The organism is Streptomyces sp. NPDC031265, from assembly GCF_055570295.1.
In genome coordinates this window covers 556,505-571,446 of the sequence record NZ_JBVIHM010000001.1, presented here as the reverse complement: position 1 = coordinate 571,446, position 14,942 = coordinate 556,505, and the positions used below count along the sequence as shown (strand labels likewise).

Annotated in this window: 13 protein-coding genes and 1 riboswitch; of the genes, 5 read left to right on the top strand and 8 right to left on the bottom strand. The window is 71.3% G+C overall.

Annotated features, from left to right (window positions below):
* Window positions 1-49: 49 nt before the first annotated feature.
* The 3 genes from ACZ499_RS02775 to thrC form a co-directional block, all read right to left on the bottom strand.
* On the bottom strand, window positions 50-253 hold the full coding sequence (locus ACZ499_RS02775) for a cold-shock protein (RefSeq protein WP_005315736.1): 204 nt from the start codon (window positions 251-253) through the stop codon (window positions 50-52).
* Window positions 254-703: 450 nt separating this feature from the next.
* The gene (locus ACZ499_RS02770) at window positions 704-979 is read right to left on the bottom strand and encodes a MoaD/ThiS family protein (RefSeq protein WP_468411737.1); all 276 of its coding nucleotides are present in this window, start codon (window positions 977-979) and stop codon (window positions 704-706) included.
* A 67-nt stretch (window positions 980-1,046) separates the two neighbouring features.
* Window positions 1,047-2,351 (bottom strand): threonine synthase, encoded by a 1,305-nt coding sequence (gene thrC, locus ACZ499_RS02765; RefSeq protein ID WP_468671481.1) that lies wholly within the window; start codon window positions 2,349-2,351, stop codon window positions 1,047-1,049.
* A 17-nt stretch (window positions 2,352-2,368) separates the two neighbouring features.
* Window positions 2,369-2,496, bottom strand: a riboswitch (SAM riboswitch).
* 165 nt (window positions 2,497-2,661) lie between these two features.
* On the opposite strand from thrC, the gene ACZ499_RS02760 reads away from it, so the two are divergent.
* A complete protein-coding gene (locus ACZ499_RS02760) occupies window positions 2,662-3,609 on the top strand; it encodes a glucosyl-3-phosphoglycerate synthase (protein ID WP_468671479.1) in 948 nt (315 codons plus the stop codon).
* A gap of 75 nt (window positions 3,610-3,684) precedes the next feature.
* The gene (locus ACZ499_RS02755) at window positions 3,685-5,085 is read left to right on the top strand and encodes an alpha,alpha-trehalose-phosphate synthase (UDP-forming) (protein WP_468671476.1); all 1,401 of its coding nucleotides are present in this window, start codon (window positions 3,685-3,687) and stop codon (window positions 5,083-5,085) included.
* A 523-nt stretch (window positions 5,086-5,608) separates the two neighbouring features.
* Here the strand turns inward: ACZ499_RS02755 and otsB are convergent.
* The 3 genes from otsB to ACZ499_RS02740 all read right to left on the bottom strand — a co-directional run bounded on the left by otsB (window position 5,609) and on the right by ACZ499_RS02740 (window position 8,156).
* Window positions 5,609-6,451: a trehalose-phosphatase gene (gene otsB / locus ACZ499_RS02750; protein ID WP_468671474.1), complete on the bottom strand. Its 843-nt coding sequence runs from the start codon at window positions 6,449-6,451 to the stop codon at window positions 5,609-5,611.
* 50 nt (window positions 6,452-6,501) lie between these two features.
* Entirely contained in the window at window positions 6,502-6,747 is a 246-nt protein-coding gene (locus tag ACZ499_RS02745; RefSeq protein ID WP_385545749.1) for a DUF3263 domain-containing protein, read from the bottom strand.
* 125 nt (window positions 6,748-6,872) lie between these two features.
* Window positions 6,873-8,156, bottom strand: coding sequence for an extracellular solute-binding protein (locus tag ACZ499_RS02740; protein WP_468671470.1), 1,284 nt, complete (start codon window positions 8,154-8,156; stop codon window positions 6,873-6,875).
* A 271-nt stretch (window positions 8,157-8,427) separates the two neighbouring features.
* On the opposite strand from ACZ499_RS02740, the gene ACZ499_RS02735 reads away from it, so the two are divergent.
* The 3 genes from ACZ499_RS02735 to ACZ499_RS02725 all read left to right on the top strand — a co-directional run bounded on the left by ACZ499_RS02735 (window position 8,428) and on the right by ACZ499_RS02725 (window position 11,633).
* A complete protein-coding gene (locus ACZ499_RS02735) occupies window positions 8,428-9,435 on the top strand; it encodes an ROK family protein (RefSeq protein WP_468671468.1) in 1,008 nt (335 codons plus the stop codon).
* Window positions 9,435-10,580, top strand: coding sequence for an N-acetylglucosamine-6-phosphate deacetylase (gene nagA, locus ACZ499_RS02730; protein WP_468671466.1), 1,146 nt, complete (start codon window positions 9,435-9,437; stop codon window positions 10,578-10,580). Before ACZ499_RS02735 ends, nagA begins: the two co-directional genes overlap by 1 nt.
* 132 nt (window positions 10,581-10,712) lie before the next feature.
* Window positions 10,713-11,633 carry a 1-phosphofructokinase family hexose kinase gene (locus ACZ499_RS02725; RefSeq protein WP_468671464.1) on the top strand — a complete coding sequence of 307 codons (921 nt, stop codon included), beginning with the start codon at window positions 10,713-10,715 and terminating at the stop codon, window positions 11,631-11,633.
* Between the two features lie 87 nt (window positions 11,634-11,720).
* Here the strand turns inward: ACZ499_RS02725 and ACZ499_RS02720 are convergent, their stop codons facing one another.
* Both ACZ499_RS02720 and cdgB read right to left on the bottom strand, forming a co-directional pair.
* Window positions 11,721-12,725 (bottom strand): CBM35 domain-containing protein, encoded by a 1,005-nt coding sequence (locus ACZ499_RS02720; protein ID WP_468671462.1) that lies wholly within the window; start codon window positions 12,723-12,725, stop codon window positions 11,721-11,723.
* 130 nt (window positions 12,726-12,855) lie between these two features.
* Complete coding sequence (cdgB, locus tag ACZ499_RS02715; protein ID WP_468671459.1) at window positions 12,856-14,526, bottom strand: diguanylate cyclase CdgB; 1,671 nt, start codon at window positions 14,524-14,526, stop codon at window positions 12,856-12,858.
* Window positions 14,527-14,942: the final 416 nt, after the last annotated feature.

The window sequence follows — 14,942 nt, the reverse complement described above, 5'->3', positions numbered from 1 at the left end:
GATGCGGGCCCCACGTGCGTGAGTGCGTCGGTGGCCGATCGCGCCGAGATCAGACGGCGAGCTTGACCATGTCCGCCTGCGGACCCTTCTGGCCCTGCGAGATCTCGAACTCGACTCGCTGACCTTCTTCAAGGGTGCGGTACCCGTCCATCTGGATCGCGCTGTAGTGGACGAAAACATCCGCACCACCGTCGACCGCGATGAAGCCGTACCCCTTCTCCGCGTTGAACCACTTGACGGTGCCCTGAGCCATGCCTAACTCCCCTATTACTGGCCCTTGCACGGGACCGCACTTCGCGGACCCGGGTCAGACCTCCACCCTCCGACAGGAGAGGGTGTGCGCCGGAACGCGTCGACCGCGGCTGAATGTATCTGCCCAACTGCCCTCTGCAACAGGTCAATCGGACGAGAATTCCGGGCAGGGGTGAAGAGCGGAATGCCGCGAAATTCAGCATTCCGGGGCAAGTCGGGCCGGGCAAAGCGCACTTAAGGAGCAATATGCTCGAACACTTTGACTGCTTCTCGACGCCGGTTCGTCGCGTTCTCATATGCACGTGGCACGCGCAACGAAGGGGACTTCCCCACTGTACCGCGCTCAACCACACTGAATTGCCCCCTCCGCTTAGCTTGCGGAGGGGGCAATTCAGGTAACTGTGCGTGTGACGCGCCTATGTCCAGCAGCCGTCGGCACTTTGCTCGACGGTCAGCCTCCGGCGACGGCCGGAATGATCGAGACGCCCGCGCCGTCCGGCGTCGCCGTCTCCAGGCCCTGCTCGAAGCGGACGTCGTCGTCGTTGACGTACACGTTGACGAAGCGGCGCAGCTTGCCCTGGTCGTCCAGCACCCGGGCGGCGATCCCGGCGTGGTTCTTCTCCAGGTCGGCGATGACCTCGGCGAGGGTGCCACCCTCGGCCGCGACCTCGGACTTGCCGCCGGTGTACGTACGGAGAATGGTGGGGATGCGGACGTTGACGCTCATGTCTTCTGCCTTCCGTGCTCTCGAGACGATGGGGGTCCCTCCCTGCTCCTTAAGAGCTTGGGGGAGGTCAGCCGGCCAGGCCGGCACCGCGGAACGCGTCCAGGCTCGGGCGGATGGTCGCGGACGGTCCAGTGGTCGGCGCCACCGCGTCCAGGGTCTTGAGACCGTCACCCGTGTTGAGGACGACAGTAGTCAGGGTCGGGTCCAGGAGCCCGTTCTCGATGAGCTTCCGTGTGACGCCGACCGTCACGCCGCCCGCCGTCTCGGCGAAGATGCCCTCGGTCCGGGCGAGCAGCTTGATCGCGTCCACGACCTGCTCGTCGTTCACGTCCTCCACCGCGCCGCCGGTGCGCCGGGCGATGTCCAGGACGTACGGGCCGTCCGCCGGGTTGCCGATGGCCAGCGACTTGGCGATGGTGTCCGGCTTCTGCGGCCGTACGACGTCGTGGCCCGCCTTGAAGGCGGTGGATACCGGAGAGCAGCCCTCCGCCTGAGCGCCGAAGATCTTGTACGGCTTGTCCTCGACCAGGCCCAGCTTGATCAGCTCCTGGAGACCCTTGTCGATCTTGGTGAGCTGGGAGCCGGAGGCGATCGGGATGACGATCTGGTCCGGGAGCCGCCAGCCGAGCTGTTCGCAGATCTCGTACGCCAGCGTCTTGGAGCCCTCGCCGTAGTACGGGCGCAGGTTCACGTTCACAAAGCCCCAGCCCTCGCCGAGCGGGTCCCCGATGAGTTCCGAGCAGAAGCGGTTGACGTCGTCGTAGTTGCCCTCGATGCCGACCAGCTCGCCGCCGTACACCGCGGCCATGACGACCTTGCCCTGCTCCAGGTCGTGCGGGATGAACACGCAGGAGCGGAAGCCCGCCCGGGCGGCGGCCGCGCCGACCGCGCCCGCGAGGTTGCCGGTGGAGGAGCAGGAGAGCGTGGTGAAGCCGAAGGCGCGGGCGGCCTCGACGGCGATGGCGACGACGCGGTCCTTGAAGGAGTGCGTCGGGTTGCCGGAGTCGTCCTTGACGTAGAGGCCGCCGGTGACGCCCAGCTCACGGGCGAGATTGTCGGCCTTGACGAGCTTGGTGAATCCCGGATTCAGGTTGGGCTTTTCAGCCACATTGGCCGGAACAGGCAGCAGCGGCGCATAGCGCCAGATGTTCTCCGGGCCCGCTTCGATACGCTTGCGCAGCGCCTCGGGGTCGCCCGTCGGAAGGTCGTACGCGACTTCGAGCGGCCCGAAACAAAGGGCGCAGGCGAAGATCGGGCCGAGGTCGAACCGCTCGCCGCATTCCCGGCAGGAAAGCGCGACGGCGGGACCGAGGTTCACAGTGGTGGCGGCATTGGCGGTGTTGGCGGTGTTGTCAACGGTGTGCACAGCCATGATGGCGAGGCCCTTTCTCCTCATCTTCCCCATGGCGCATTTCGCCATGAGACGGAATTGGCACCTTCCCCACCGTGACCTCGCGGTCGGCAGGAGGGTTGCCGGGACTTCAACGGGCCGTTCCCTCAGTCCCTCTGGATGAGCGCTGTGGCACTGGGTCCAGGACCCAGGCATTTGTTCGCGCGACGACCCCCGACATGCGACGGTCATCCGCGTTGTTCAAGACTGTAACCGAAGGCCCGGACGGTTGAGATAGTCGTCCGAACCGCGAGATGGATCACACGAGAACCGCACAAGGAGGCTTCCGATCGTGCTGGAAGAGGTGGAGCGCTGGCTGAGCAGGCGTTCCTGGTCGGCGGCCGACCGCCCGCTGGACGGGATCCTGGCCGCCAAGCGCCGCAGCGCCACCACGGTCAGCGTCGTCCTGCCGGCGCTCGACGAGGAGGCCACGGTCGGGCAGATCGTCGCCGCGATCCGGCGCGAGCTGATGACCGCCGCCGTGCCCCTGGTGGACGAGCTGGTGGTGATCGACTCCGGCTCCACCGACCGTACGGCCGAGGTCGCCGCCGCCGCGGGCGCCCGCGTGGTGCACCGGGACGCGATCCTGCCCCGGATACCCGCCCTGCCCGGCAAGGGCGAGGTCCTGTGGCGCTCCCTGCTGGTCACCACGGGTGACATCGTCTGCTTCATCGACGCGGACCTGAGGGACTTCGACCCGGCCTTCGTCTCCGGGATCGTCGGCCCGCTCCTGACCGACGCGGACGTGGACTTCGTCAAGGCGATGTACGACCGGCCGTTCGGCAACGCCCCAGGTCAGGGCGGCCGGGTCACCGAACTCGTGGCCCGGCCCCTGCTCAACCTCCACTGGCCGCAGCTGGCCGGGTTCGTCCAGCCGCTGGGCGGCGAGTACGCGGCCCGGCGCTCGCTCCTGGAGCGGCTGCCGTTCCCCGTCGGTTACGGAGTGGAGCTGGGACTGCTCGTCGACGCGCTGCACACGGTGGGCCTGGACGCGCTGGCCCAGGTCGACGTGGGCGTGCGCAAACACCGCCACCAGGACGGCCAGGCGCTCGGCCGGATGGCGGCGGCGATCTACCGCACCGCCCAACTCCGCCTCTCCCGGGCCCACTTGGTGCGCCCGTCGCTGACCCAGTTCGAGCGGGGCGAGGACGGATTCGTCCCGCGCACGTACGCGGTGGACACCGAGGAGCGGCCGCCGATGCGTGAGATCGGCGAGTACGCGGTGCATCGGGCGGCGTAAGCGGGCGCGACCATCGGAGGTCCGCGCCTCCATTCGTACGTTTGAGGCAATCCGCTACGGGCTAGGTTCGTCTCCATGGTCTCCGCGCGCGCTGCCCAGGTCACTGCCCAGGTCCTCGTCGCCTCCAACCGCGGCCCGGTCTCGTACACCCTCGACGCCGACGGGACGCTCACGCCCCGCCGCGGCGGCGGCGGCCTGGTCTCGGGCCTCTCCGCGATCGGCTCCGAGGCGGACACCCTGTGGGTGTGCTCGGCGCTCGGCGACGGCGACCGTGAGGCCGTGCGGCGCGGAGTGGGCGAGGCGGGCGTGCGGATGCTCGACATCGACGCGGGGGTGCACGCGGACGCGTACAACGGCATCGCGAACTCGGTGCTGTGGTTCGTCCACCACATGCTGTACCAGACGCCTCTGGAGCCGGTCTTCGACGCCGAGTTCCGGCGCCAGTGGGGTGCGTACGAGGCGTACAACCGCTCATTCGCGCAGGCGCTGGCGGAGGAGGCGGCCGAGGGGGCCTCGGTGGTGGTCCAGGACTACCACCTGGCGCTGGTGCCGGGCATGCTCCGGGAGCTCCGCCCCGACCTGCGGATCGGCCACTTCTCGCACACGCCGTGGGCGCCGCCGGAGTACTTCCGGATGCTGCCGGACGACGTGGCCCGGCAACTGCTGCGCGGGATGCTCGGCGCGGACCGACTTGGCTTCCTGACGCACCGCTGGGCGGACGCGTTCACACGCTGCTGCGGGGAGGTGCTGGGCGGGACGGGCACCACCCGGATCGGGGTGCACGGGCTCGGCGCGGACCCGGAGTTCCTGCGGCGGCGTGCGCACGAGCCGGACGTGGACGAGCGTCTGGCCACACTGCGTGAGCAGATCGGGCCGGACCGCAAGACGATCGTACGGGTGGACCGGACGGAGCTCTCGAAGAACATCGTGCGGGGCCTGCTGGCGTACCGGCAGCTGCTCGCCGACCACCCGGAGTGGCGGGAGCGGGTGGTGCACGTGGCGTTCGCGTACCCGTCGCGACAGGACCTGGCGGTGTACCGGGACTACACGGCGGAGGTGGCCCGGACGGCCGCCGCCATCAACCAGGCGTACGGTACGCCTGGTTGGACTCCGGTCCTCCTCCACGTCGAGGACGACTTCGCGCGCTCGCTGGCGGCGTACCGGCTGGCGGACGTGGCCCTGGTGAACCCCATCCGGGACGGCATGAACCTGGTGGCCAAGGAGGTCCCCGTGGTCTCGGACGAGGGCTGCGCGCTGGTCCTGTCCCGGGAGGCGGGGGCGTACGAGGAGCTGCGCGAGGATGCGGTGTCGGTGAACCCGTACGACGTGGTGGGCACGGCGGCTGCGCTGCACGAGGCGCTGTCCATGCCGCGGTCGGAGCGGGTGGAGCGCACGAAGCGGCTTGCCGCGGCGGCGACGGCGTTGCCGCCGCAGCAGTGGTTCCTGGCCCAGCTGAACGCGCTGCGCGAGCGGTAGTTTCCCCCACCCCGCCCGTTCCCTTGACCCTCCGGGGGTGGGTGGGTGGTCGAGGTGGTCTCCCGGGGGCTGCGCCCCCGGACCCCTTTGCGGGGCCTGCGGCCCCTGCACCCCGCTCACGGGGGCTCCGCCCCCGATACCCCCGCCGGGGCTGCGCCCCCGCCCCCGCTTCGGGGCTCCGCCCCGGACCCCGCTCCTCAAACTCCCCCAAGGACTTCGCCCAGAGAGGACCCCCAGGGGCTGAATTTCGCGCCGCCGGGGCTGGATTCGGCCGGGCCCCCTTCTGCCTTCAGGGGCGCGGGGAACTGCGCGACCAGCCACAGACGAACCGCAGACGAACCCCCGCCCCCCGGGAGGGCTCCGTGGGGAACTGCGCGACCAGCCACACCCAGCCCGCAGACGAACACGGGGCCGGGGGCGCAGCCCCCCGGGAAACTAGCCTCACCCCCTCACCCCCACCCACCCCCGGAGGCCACGCGGCGGAGCCGCACATGTCACAGCGGGAAGGGGCGGAGTGGGGCCACTAAAGGCGGTCCGCCAGGGCCGTCAGGAACTCCACCACACCCCCCGGCCCCGCCACCGACACATCCGCGCGTTCCGACACGTCCGGCACCTCCGACGACCCGCTGCACACCAGCAGCCCCGGCACCCCGTCCGAGCGGAGTTTCTCCACCGCGGCGAACGCGGGCAGATCACCCAGGTCGTCACCCGCGTACAGCACGGACCCCGCCCCCACCTCCCGCAGGTACTCCGCCAGCGCCACCCCCTTGTCCATGCCGGGGGGCCGCAGCTCCAGGACCATGCGGCCGGGCTCCAGGATGAGGCCGTGCCGGGTGGCGAGGGCCGCGAGGGGGTCCCGCAGCGCGGCGTACGCGGCCGAAGGGTCCGTGGCGCGCCGCGTGTGGACCGCGACCGCCTGCCCCTTCTCCTCGATCCACGTACCCCGCCAGGCCCCGTGCGCATCCAGCACCCCCGGCAGCTCGGCCCGCGCGGCGGTGACGCCGGGGTGCGGCGCGGGAGCGGACACCGTCCCGGTCACCGCGTCCCAGCGCTCGGCGCCGTAGTGACCGAGGACCACCAGGTGCTCCAGGCCGGGAACGCCCGCGAAGCCCCCGTACCGTACGGCCACGCCCGCCGACCGCCCCGTGATCACCGCGACCGAGGCGACCTTCGGGGCCAGGGAGGCGAGGGCGGGAACGGCGCCGGGGTGGGCGCGCGCCAGCTCGGGGTCGGGGACGATCTCGGCCAGCGTGCCGTCGAAGTCGAGGGCGATCACGGCCCGCTCGGGCGCGGCCAGGATCGCGGCCAGCGCCTCGCGCCCGGCGGAGGTGGCAGGGGTCGGCAGGGGGTGTGGTTGGCTGCCCATGGCACGACCCTAGCGGCGCGGGCCGGATCACAGCCATGGCCGGAGGGCAATCAACCTCGGCGTTCGCGCTGGGCTTCGCGTATCCGGCGCAGGCGGTTCACCGTGACGGGGTCGTGGGCCAGCGCCCGCTCGTCGTCGAGCAGGGCGTTGAGGAGCTGGTAGTAGTGCGTCGGCGAGATCCCCAGCTGCTCGCGCACGGCCCGCTCCTTGGCCCCGGGCCCGGCCCAGGACCGCCGCTCGATGGCCAGTACGGCCCGGGCCCGCTCGCTCAGCCCACCCTCGTCGTGGTCAGTCATACAAGCCAACGTATAGCCGACGCGTGACAACCCGCCCGGCTCCGTTCGTCTGCGGGCCGGTGGGGGCTGGTAGTGCCCACGGCGCGAGCAACCCACCACTCAGCCGCAGACGAACCCCGGGCCGACTACTCCGCGTTCTCCGCCTCCGTGGCGACCTTCGCGATCCCTTCGAGCACGGACCGCGGGTCCCCCTCCGGGGACACCGCCCCGCCGATCCGCTTCTTGACCGTCTCGCTCACCTTCGGCCACGACGTCTTGCCGACGGGCGGCAGCTCCGACGTCGGCAGCGCGGCCAGGAACTCCTTGAGCTCCGGGTGCTTGCCGTTGCTCTGCATGGTCTGCGACGCCGTACGGGTCGCGGGCAGCAGGTCGTACTTGTCAGCGAAGGCCAGCACGTTCTGGTCGTTGAACGCGAAGTCGAGGAACTTCCCGATCTGCTCGCGGTGGCCGTTCTGCTTGAAGCCCATGATCCAGTCGGCCACGCCCATCGTCGCCTTGGCCTTGCCCTCGGTGCCGGGCAGCGGGACCATCCCGTACTTCACGCCCTTCTTCTTGGCCTGCTCCATCAGCGAAGGGTGCCCGTTGAGCATGCCGACCTCGCCCTTGGCGAACGAGTCGAAGGCCGCCTGCCGGTTCAGCTTCCCCGGCGCGACGGGCCCGGTCAGGCCCTCCTCGACCAGGTTCTTCTTCAGCCAGTTGAGGGTCTTGATGTTCTCGGGCGAGTCGATGTCGTACCCGGAGACCTGGTTGACGTACGAGCCGCCGCCGCTCAGCAGCCACATCATCGTCTCGGCCTGCGCCTCCTCGCTGCCCAGCGGCAGCGCGAAGGGGGTCTTGACCCCCTTGGCCTTCAGCGCCTTCGCGTCGGCCTCCAGCTGCGCCCACGTCTGCGGCGGCTTGATGTGCGCCTTGTCGAAGAGCGACTGGTTGTAGAACAGCAGGCGCGTGGAGGCGACGAAGGGGATACCGTACTGGACGCGCTTCACCTCACCCGCGTCCGCCAGCGGCGCCAGGAAGTTCGCCTGGACGGGGATGGAGAGCAACTGGTCGACGGAGTAGAGCTTGCCGCCGGCGGCGTAGTCGGAGTACCCGCCGATCTGCGCGATGTCGGGGGCGTTGCCCGCCTTCACCAGCTCGGCGACCTTGGCGTCGACGACGTCCCACGAGTAGACGGAGACGTCGACCTTGATGCCGGGGTTCTTCTTCTCGAAGTCGTCGGCGACGTCGTGCCAGTACGCCTTCGTGCTGCTGCCGCCCGCGATGTCGTAGTCGGCGGCGACCAGCTTGAGGGTGACGCTGCCGGAGCCGCTGTCGCTGCCGCAGCCGGTGAGGCCCGCAGCCATCCCCAGTGCGGCGACCGCCGCCGTCAGACCGTTCCCCAAGCTCTTAAAGAGCAGGGGAGACCCCATCCGCCGCTGCTGCACGTGCTCTGTCCCACCCTCGTTGTTCGCCAGTCCGTCCCCCGTGAACGTTCTGTTCGCAACGTCCTGTCTACATGAGCTGCGATCTTCCCTTGCGGCCGGGGCTGAGGTCTACACCAGTTGGATATCACTTGCGCAACTTCTGCCGCCGCCGCCCCACCCGTACGGCCGTACTCCGGGCGGCACTTGGGAAAACGCTTACCCGCCGCCCGGTGAGTGGACTAGACCTTTCATGGGTGAACGCGCGAGACTGTCCCCCGTGAGACACGTCATCGCCCTGGATGTGGGCGGCACCGGGATGAAAGCCGCCCTCATCGGGGTGGACGGCGGGCTGCTGTACGAGGCGCGCAGGCCCACCGGCCGCGAGCGCGGCCCCGAGGCCGTCGTCGAGACCATCCTCGACTTCGCCGCCGAGCTGCGCGCGTACGGCGAGGAGCACCTCGGCGAGAGCGCCGTCGCTGCCGGAGTCGCCGTGCCCGGCATCGTGGACGCCGAGAGCGGCATCGCGGTCTACGCGGCCAACCTGGGCTGGCGCGACGTCCCCATGCGGCGGCTGCTGAGCGAGCGGCTCGACGGCGTGCCCGTCGCCCTCGGCCACGACGTACGCACCGGCGGCCTCGCCGAGGGCCGGATCGGCGCGGGCAAGGGCGCCGACCGCTTCCTGTTCATCCCGCTCGGCACCGGCATCGCCGGGGCCATCGGCATCGACGGCCGCATCGAGCCCGGCGCCCACGGCTACGCGGGCGAGATCGGGCACATCGTGGTGCGACCCGGCGGCATCCCCTGCGGCTGCGGCCAGCGCGGCTGCCTGGAGCGCCTCGCCTCCGCCTCCGCCGTCACCCAGGCGTGGGCCGAGGCCAGCGGCGACCCGGACGCGGACGCGGCCGACTGCGCCAAGGCCGTCGAGTCCGGCGACCCCGGGGCGGCCGCCGTGTGGCAGAACGCCGTCGACGCGCTCGCGGACGGCCTGGTCACCGCGCTCACCCTGCTCGACCCCCGCACCCTGATCATCGGTGGCGGACTCGCCGAAGCGGGGGAAACCCTGTTCGTACCGCTGCGGGCGGCCGTAGAGGAGCGCGTCACGTTCCAGAAGCTGCCCGCGATCGTCCCGGCGGCCCTCGGCGACACGGCGGGCTGCCTGGGCGCGGGCCTGCTCGCCTGGGACCTGCTCGACACCACCGGCACCGCATCCGCACCCGCTTCCGGCCCCCACTCCTCTCCCGGCACCGACGCCGGCACCACCCACTCCACGGAGGTAACCGCCTGATGGCCACCAGCAAGGTTCTCTCCGGCGCTCGCGTCGTCCTGCCGACCGGGGTCGTCGAGAACGGACGCGTGATCGTCGAGGGCGGGAAGATCGCCGGAAGCGCGCCCGAGGCCGCCGAGCGCGTCGACCTCACCGGCCACTGGGTCGTGCCCGGCTTCGTCGACATGCACGTGCACGGCGGCGGCGGCGCCTCCTTCACCAACGGCACGGTCGACGACGTCCTCAAGGGCGTCCACACCCACCGTCTGCACGGCACCACCACCATGGTCGCCTCCACCGTCACCGGCGAGATGGACTTCCTGGCCCAGCGGGCCGGGCTGCTCTCCGAGCTGGTCGAGCAGGGCGACCTGGCGGGCATCCACTTCGAGGGCCCGTTCATCTCGCCGTGCCGCAAGGGCGCCCACAGCGAGGACCTGCTGCGCCACCCGGACCCGGCCGAGGTCCGCAAGCTGATGGACGCGGCCCGGGGCACCGCCAAGATGTTCACGCTCGCCACCGAGCTCCCCGGCGGCCTCGACTCCGTACGCCTGCTCGCCGAGCACGGCGTGATCGCCGCCATCGGCCACACCGACGCCACGTACGAGCAGACCGTCGAGGCGATCGACGCGGGCGCCACCGTCGCCACCCACCTCTACAACGCGATGCCCGCCCTCGGCCACCGCGCGCCCGGCCCGATCGCCGCCCTTCTGGAGGACGAGCGGATCACCGTCGAGCTGATCAACGACGGCACGCATCTGCACCCCGCCTCGCTCGAACTCGCCTTCCACCACAAGGGCGCCGACCGGGTCGCGTTCATCACGGACGCCATGGACGCGGCCGGGTTCGGAGACGGGCTGTACCACCTCGGGCCGCTGGAGGTCGAGGTCAAGGAGGGCGTGGCCCGGCTCGTCGAGGGCGGCTCGATCGCGGGCTCGACCCTGACCCTGGACCGCGCCTTCCGGCGCTCGGTGACCGTCGACGGCCTCTCCGTCGAGGACACCGTCCGCGCGCTCAGCGCCAACCCGGCGCGGCTGCTCGGCGTGTACGACAAGGCCGGCTCGCTGGAGCCGGGCAAGGACGCGGACCTGGTGGTCCTGGACGAGCGGTTCGCGCTCAAGGGCGTGATGCGGCGCGGCGAATGGATCGTGGCGCCGGCGCTCGGCTAGGGCCTGTCCGGCAGACCCCCGCGTGCCGACCAGATCCGCGGGACAGGCCCTGGCCCCCTCTGCGGGACGGGTGGCCGGATTCCGGGGCTGTGGGGTCTGGGCCGGCCACCGTCCGTTTGGCATGATCACCTCGTGATCCTGACCGTCACGCTGAACACGGCACTCGACATCACCTACCGGGTCCCCGAGCTCGTCCCGCACGCCAGTCACCGCGTGGACGAGGTCACCGAGCGCCCCGGGGGCAAGGGCCTCAACGTCGCCCGGGTGCTGGCCGCGCTCGGCCACGAGAGCGTCGTCACGGGCTTCGCGGGCGGCCGCACCGGCGCGGTCCTGCGCGAACTGCTCGCCCCGCTCGCGCCCGTCGACGCGCTGGTCCCGGTCACCGGGACCACCCGCCGTACGATCGCGGTCGTCGACACGGCCACCGGCGACACCACCCAGCTCAACGAGCCGGGCCCGCAGATCACGGCCGCCGAGTGGGAGGCGTTCCTCACGGCGTACGAGCCGCTGCTGCGCCAGGCGGACGCGGTGGCACTCTGCGGCAGCCTGCCGCCCGGGGTCCCGGTCGGCGCGTACGCGGACCTCGTACGCCGGGCCCGCGCGGCGCACGTCCCGGTGCTCCTGGACACCAGCGGCGAGCCCCTGCGGCGCGGCCTGGCGGCCCGCCCCGACCTCATCAAGCCCAACATCGACGAACTGGCCCGCCTCACCGGCTCCCGAGAGCCCCTGCGCGCGGCCCGCGACGCCCGCCGCCGGGGCGCGCACGCGGTGGTCGCCTCACTTGGCCCCGAGGGCATGGTCGCGATCACCCCGGACGGCACCTGGCAGGCAACCCCACCGGCCCCGGTCCGGGGCAACCCCACGGGCGCGGGCGACTCGGCGGTGGCGGCCCTGCTGTCGTCCCTGGTGGAGGACCTGCCGTGGCCGGACCGCCTGACACGGGCGGTAGCACTGTCGGCGGCGACGGTGCTGGCGCCGGTGGCGGGGGAATTCGAGGCGGAGGCGTACGAGAGGCTGCTCACGCAGGTACGGGTCAGCAACATCCCGGGCTGACCCGCACCCCCTGCCTTTTGCCTTCAGGGGCGCGGGGAACTGCGCGCCCAGCCACGCACGGTCAGCAGACAGACGCCCCAGGGCCGCTCAGTACTGCTTCTTCGTCTTACTGATCTCGACCCAGTCGAAGACTGCGTCGCACTGGTTCCCCTGCTCGCAGGAGAACTTGATGGTGTTCTGCCCCTGCTTGAGCGTCACCTGGGTCCAGGTGGTCTGCCAGTTCTTCTCCAGGTTGGGGTCCGAGGACCCTATGAAGTTCCCCAGCCGGACCGGCTGCGCGTTCGGCTTGCCGTTGACCGTGACCGTGGCGTTCGCTTCCTTCGCCGGGGTGGCGTACCGCACATACAGGTAGTAGCCCCCGGACGACGGCAGGTCGGCCTGCCACGTCAGCGACGCGCCGATCTGGTTGAAGCCGCTGACGTACGCGCCGTCCGTCCCCTGCGCACCCTTGACGTCCTTGGCCAGCACCGCACTCCCGCCCAGCTTCAGCGTCGCCGCGTCCTGCTTGGGGAGCTCCGCCGCCGGGGCGGACGCCGAGTCGGAAGGCGGGTTCGACGGCTGCTGCGAGGTGCCCGTGGAGCCGCCGCCCGCGGGCTTGCCCGCGTCGTCGTCCTTCTTGCTGTCGCCGTTGCTGAGCAGCGCCACGCCGATGCCGATGACGACCGCAGCGACCACCGCGACCGCTCCGATCAGCAGGCCCTTGGTGTTGGGGCCACGGCTGCCGCGGCCGCCGCCGTCGGCCGGGGGGCCGGGCCGGCTGGGAGCGCCGCCGTAGGTCTCGGGCGCCGCGTACTGGGCGGTGGGCTGGCCGTACTGCTGCTGACCGTACTGCTGCGACTGCTGTCCGTAAGGGGCCTGCGGCGGCTGGCCGTACTGCTGCTGCGGGACCTGCCCGTACTGGCGCTCGCCGACCGTCCGCACCTGGTTGTACGAGGTTCTGGGCACGCCGGGCTGCTGCGGGGCGCTCGGGCCCGGGTAGCCGTAGCCGCCGGAGCGGGGCGGGGTGGCGCCGGAGGCCTGCCCGTCCTCGTACAGATAGCCGAACGGATCGTCGTCCTCGGGCGTGCTCGCGCCGTTGTTGCCGGGCGTCATCCGGGGTCACTCCTCACTGTTCGCCAGCCGTCGCCGACCGGCCGAGCCTACCCCGAACAGCCGACACCATGGCCGCGACCTCGTCCCGGAGCCCGGGAACCGGCCGGGGCGCACGGAATCGGGCGAGGTGTTATCCGGCCCGCCGGTGGACCTTCGCGCGCGACCGCTTCTCGATATACATCCGCTGGTCGGCGGAGCGCAGGACCTCTTCGACGGACATCCCGCAGCTGGCCCAGCTGATACCGAAACTCGCCCCCACCCGGACCGCCCGGCCGTCCACCCGGATCGGCGGGATGATCGCGTTGCGCAGCCGGACCGCGAGGTCGGCAGCGTCGGCCGCGCCCAGGCCGTCGGCGAGGACCACGAACTCGTCGCCGCCGAGCCGGGCGACCGTGTCCCCGTCCCGCACGCCGGTGGTGAGCCGGCGCGCGACCTCGATGAGGACGGCGTCGCCGGTGTTGTGGCCGAACCGGTCGTTGATCGACTTGAAGCCGTCGAGGTCGCAGAAGAGGACCGCGAGGCCCTTGGTGCCGTCGTCGACATCGCCCTCGGGGGCGACCATGTGCACGTGGTGGTCGAAGGGGCCGCCGCCCGGCACCGGGTCGAAGTCGAAGCCGCCGGGGGCGCAGACCGCGTGTCCCGGGGTCTCGCCGCGCCCGTCCTGCGCCCCGCCGTACGCCGCGTCCAGCGCCTCCACGGCGCTCGCGCCCACCGCGTACGGCCGCTGGCAGAGCCGGGCGGAGAGCCGGGCGCGCAGCTCGGCGCTGTTGGGCAGGCCGGTGAGCGAGTCGTGCGAGGCGCGGTGGGCGAGCTGGAGCTCGTGTCGCTTGCGCTCCTCTATGTCTTCGACATGGGTGAGCAGAAAACGGGGACCGTCGGCGGTATCGGCGACGACGGAGTTGCGCAGGGACACCCACAGATACGAGCCGTCGCGCCGCCCGAGCCGCAGCTCGGCGCGGCCGCCCTCGGCCGAGGTGCGCAGCAGGAGCCCGATGTCCTCGGGGTGGACGAGGTCCGCGAACGAGTAGCGCCGCATCACCGCGGCGGGCCGGCCGAGCAGCCGGCAGAGCGCGTCATTGGTGCGCAGCAGGCGTCCGTGCTGGTCACCGCCCATTTCGGCGATGGCCATGCCGGACGGCGCGTACTCGAAGGCCTGCCGAAAGCTCTCCTCGCTGGCCCGCAGCGCCTGCTGCTCCCGCTCCAGGCGGACGAGCGCGCGCTGCATGTTTGCGCGAAGCCGGGCGTTGCTGATCGCAATGGCCGACTGCGAGGCGTACATCTGAAGCGCTTCGCGCCCCCACGCGCCGGGGCGCCGCCCGTTGCGCGGCTTGTCGACGGAAATGACGCCGAGGAGCTCCCGCCCGCCGCCCGAGGCGTACATCGGCGCGTAGAGGCGGTCCTGGGGGTGCCACTCGTCCTCGAAGCGCGGCTCGGGCCCTTCGGTGTACCACTGCGGGACGTCGTCCTCCAGGAGCACCCAGCCCTCGGTGTGCGGGATGAACCTCAGGTCGCCCCAGCCCTCGCCCATGGTGAGGCGCCGCTCCCAGGAGGCACGGGAGCCGACGCGCCCGGTGATGAGAGCCTCGGCGGCGGCGTTCCCGGCGAAGGCGGCGACTACCAGATCGCCGTCAGGGCGTACGAGATTGACGCAGGCCAGTTCGTAGCCGAGCCCGGCGATGACGCCGTCGGCGACGGTCTGCAGCGTGTCCGCCAGACTGCGGGCCGTGTTCAGGTCGGTGACCACCTGATGCAGCTGCCGCAGGGTCGCAAGACGGACGTACGGCTCCGACTCGGTCTCCATTGCTCGCTCTCCCCGAGACCTCGACAGCAACTCCAGGATCCTGATTCGGCGCGCTTCTTCTCCGGCTTCCGGCCCGGCTTCTGGCTACCATGTGGGCGCTTTTTGTGCAGCGTCCCCGTCACTGAATCACAGCGAGCTGCTCACTCGGTACACAGGGTCAACAATTACTCCGCTCTGTGACTCAAGTCACACGGGGTGACGACAGGCACCGCGCGGGGGGTGGGAGCGCTCCGCGAAATTCCGGAATGCAAACAGGCGTTAATGCCGGTTTTTGGGCCGGGTGGGGGGTGGTCCGGCGAGGGAGTTTGCAGTGCATCCGGTGTGGCCGGATGGGCCGCATCGGCGCGGGAAACGGGGCGCGGACCCGGATGGCGGCCCCGCGCCCGCCACCTCCCCCGGTCCTAGGACCTTTCTGG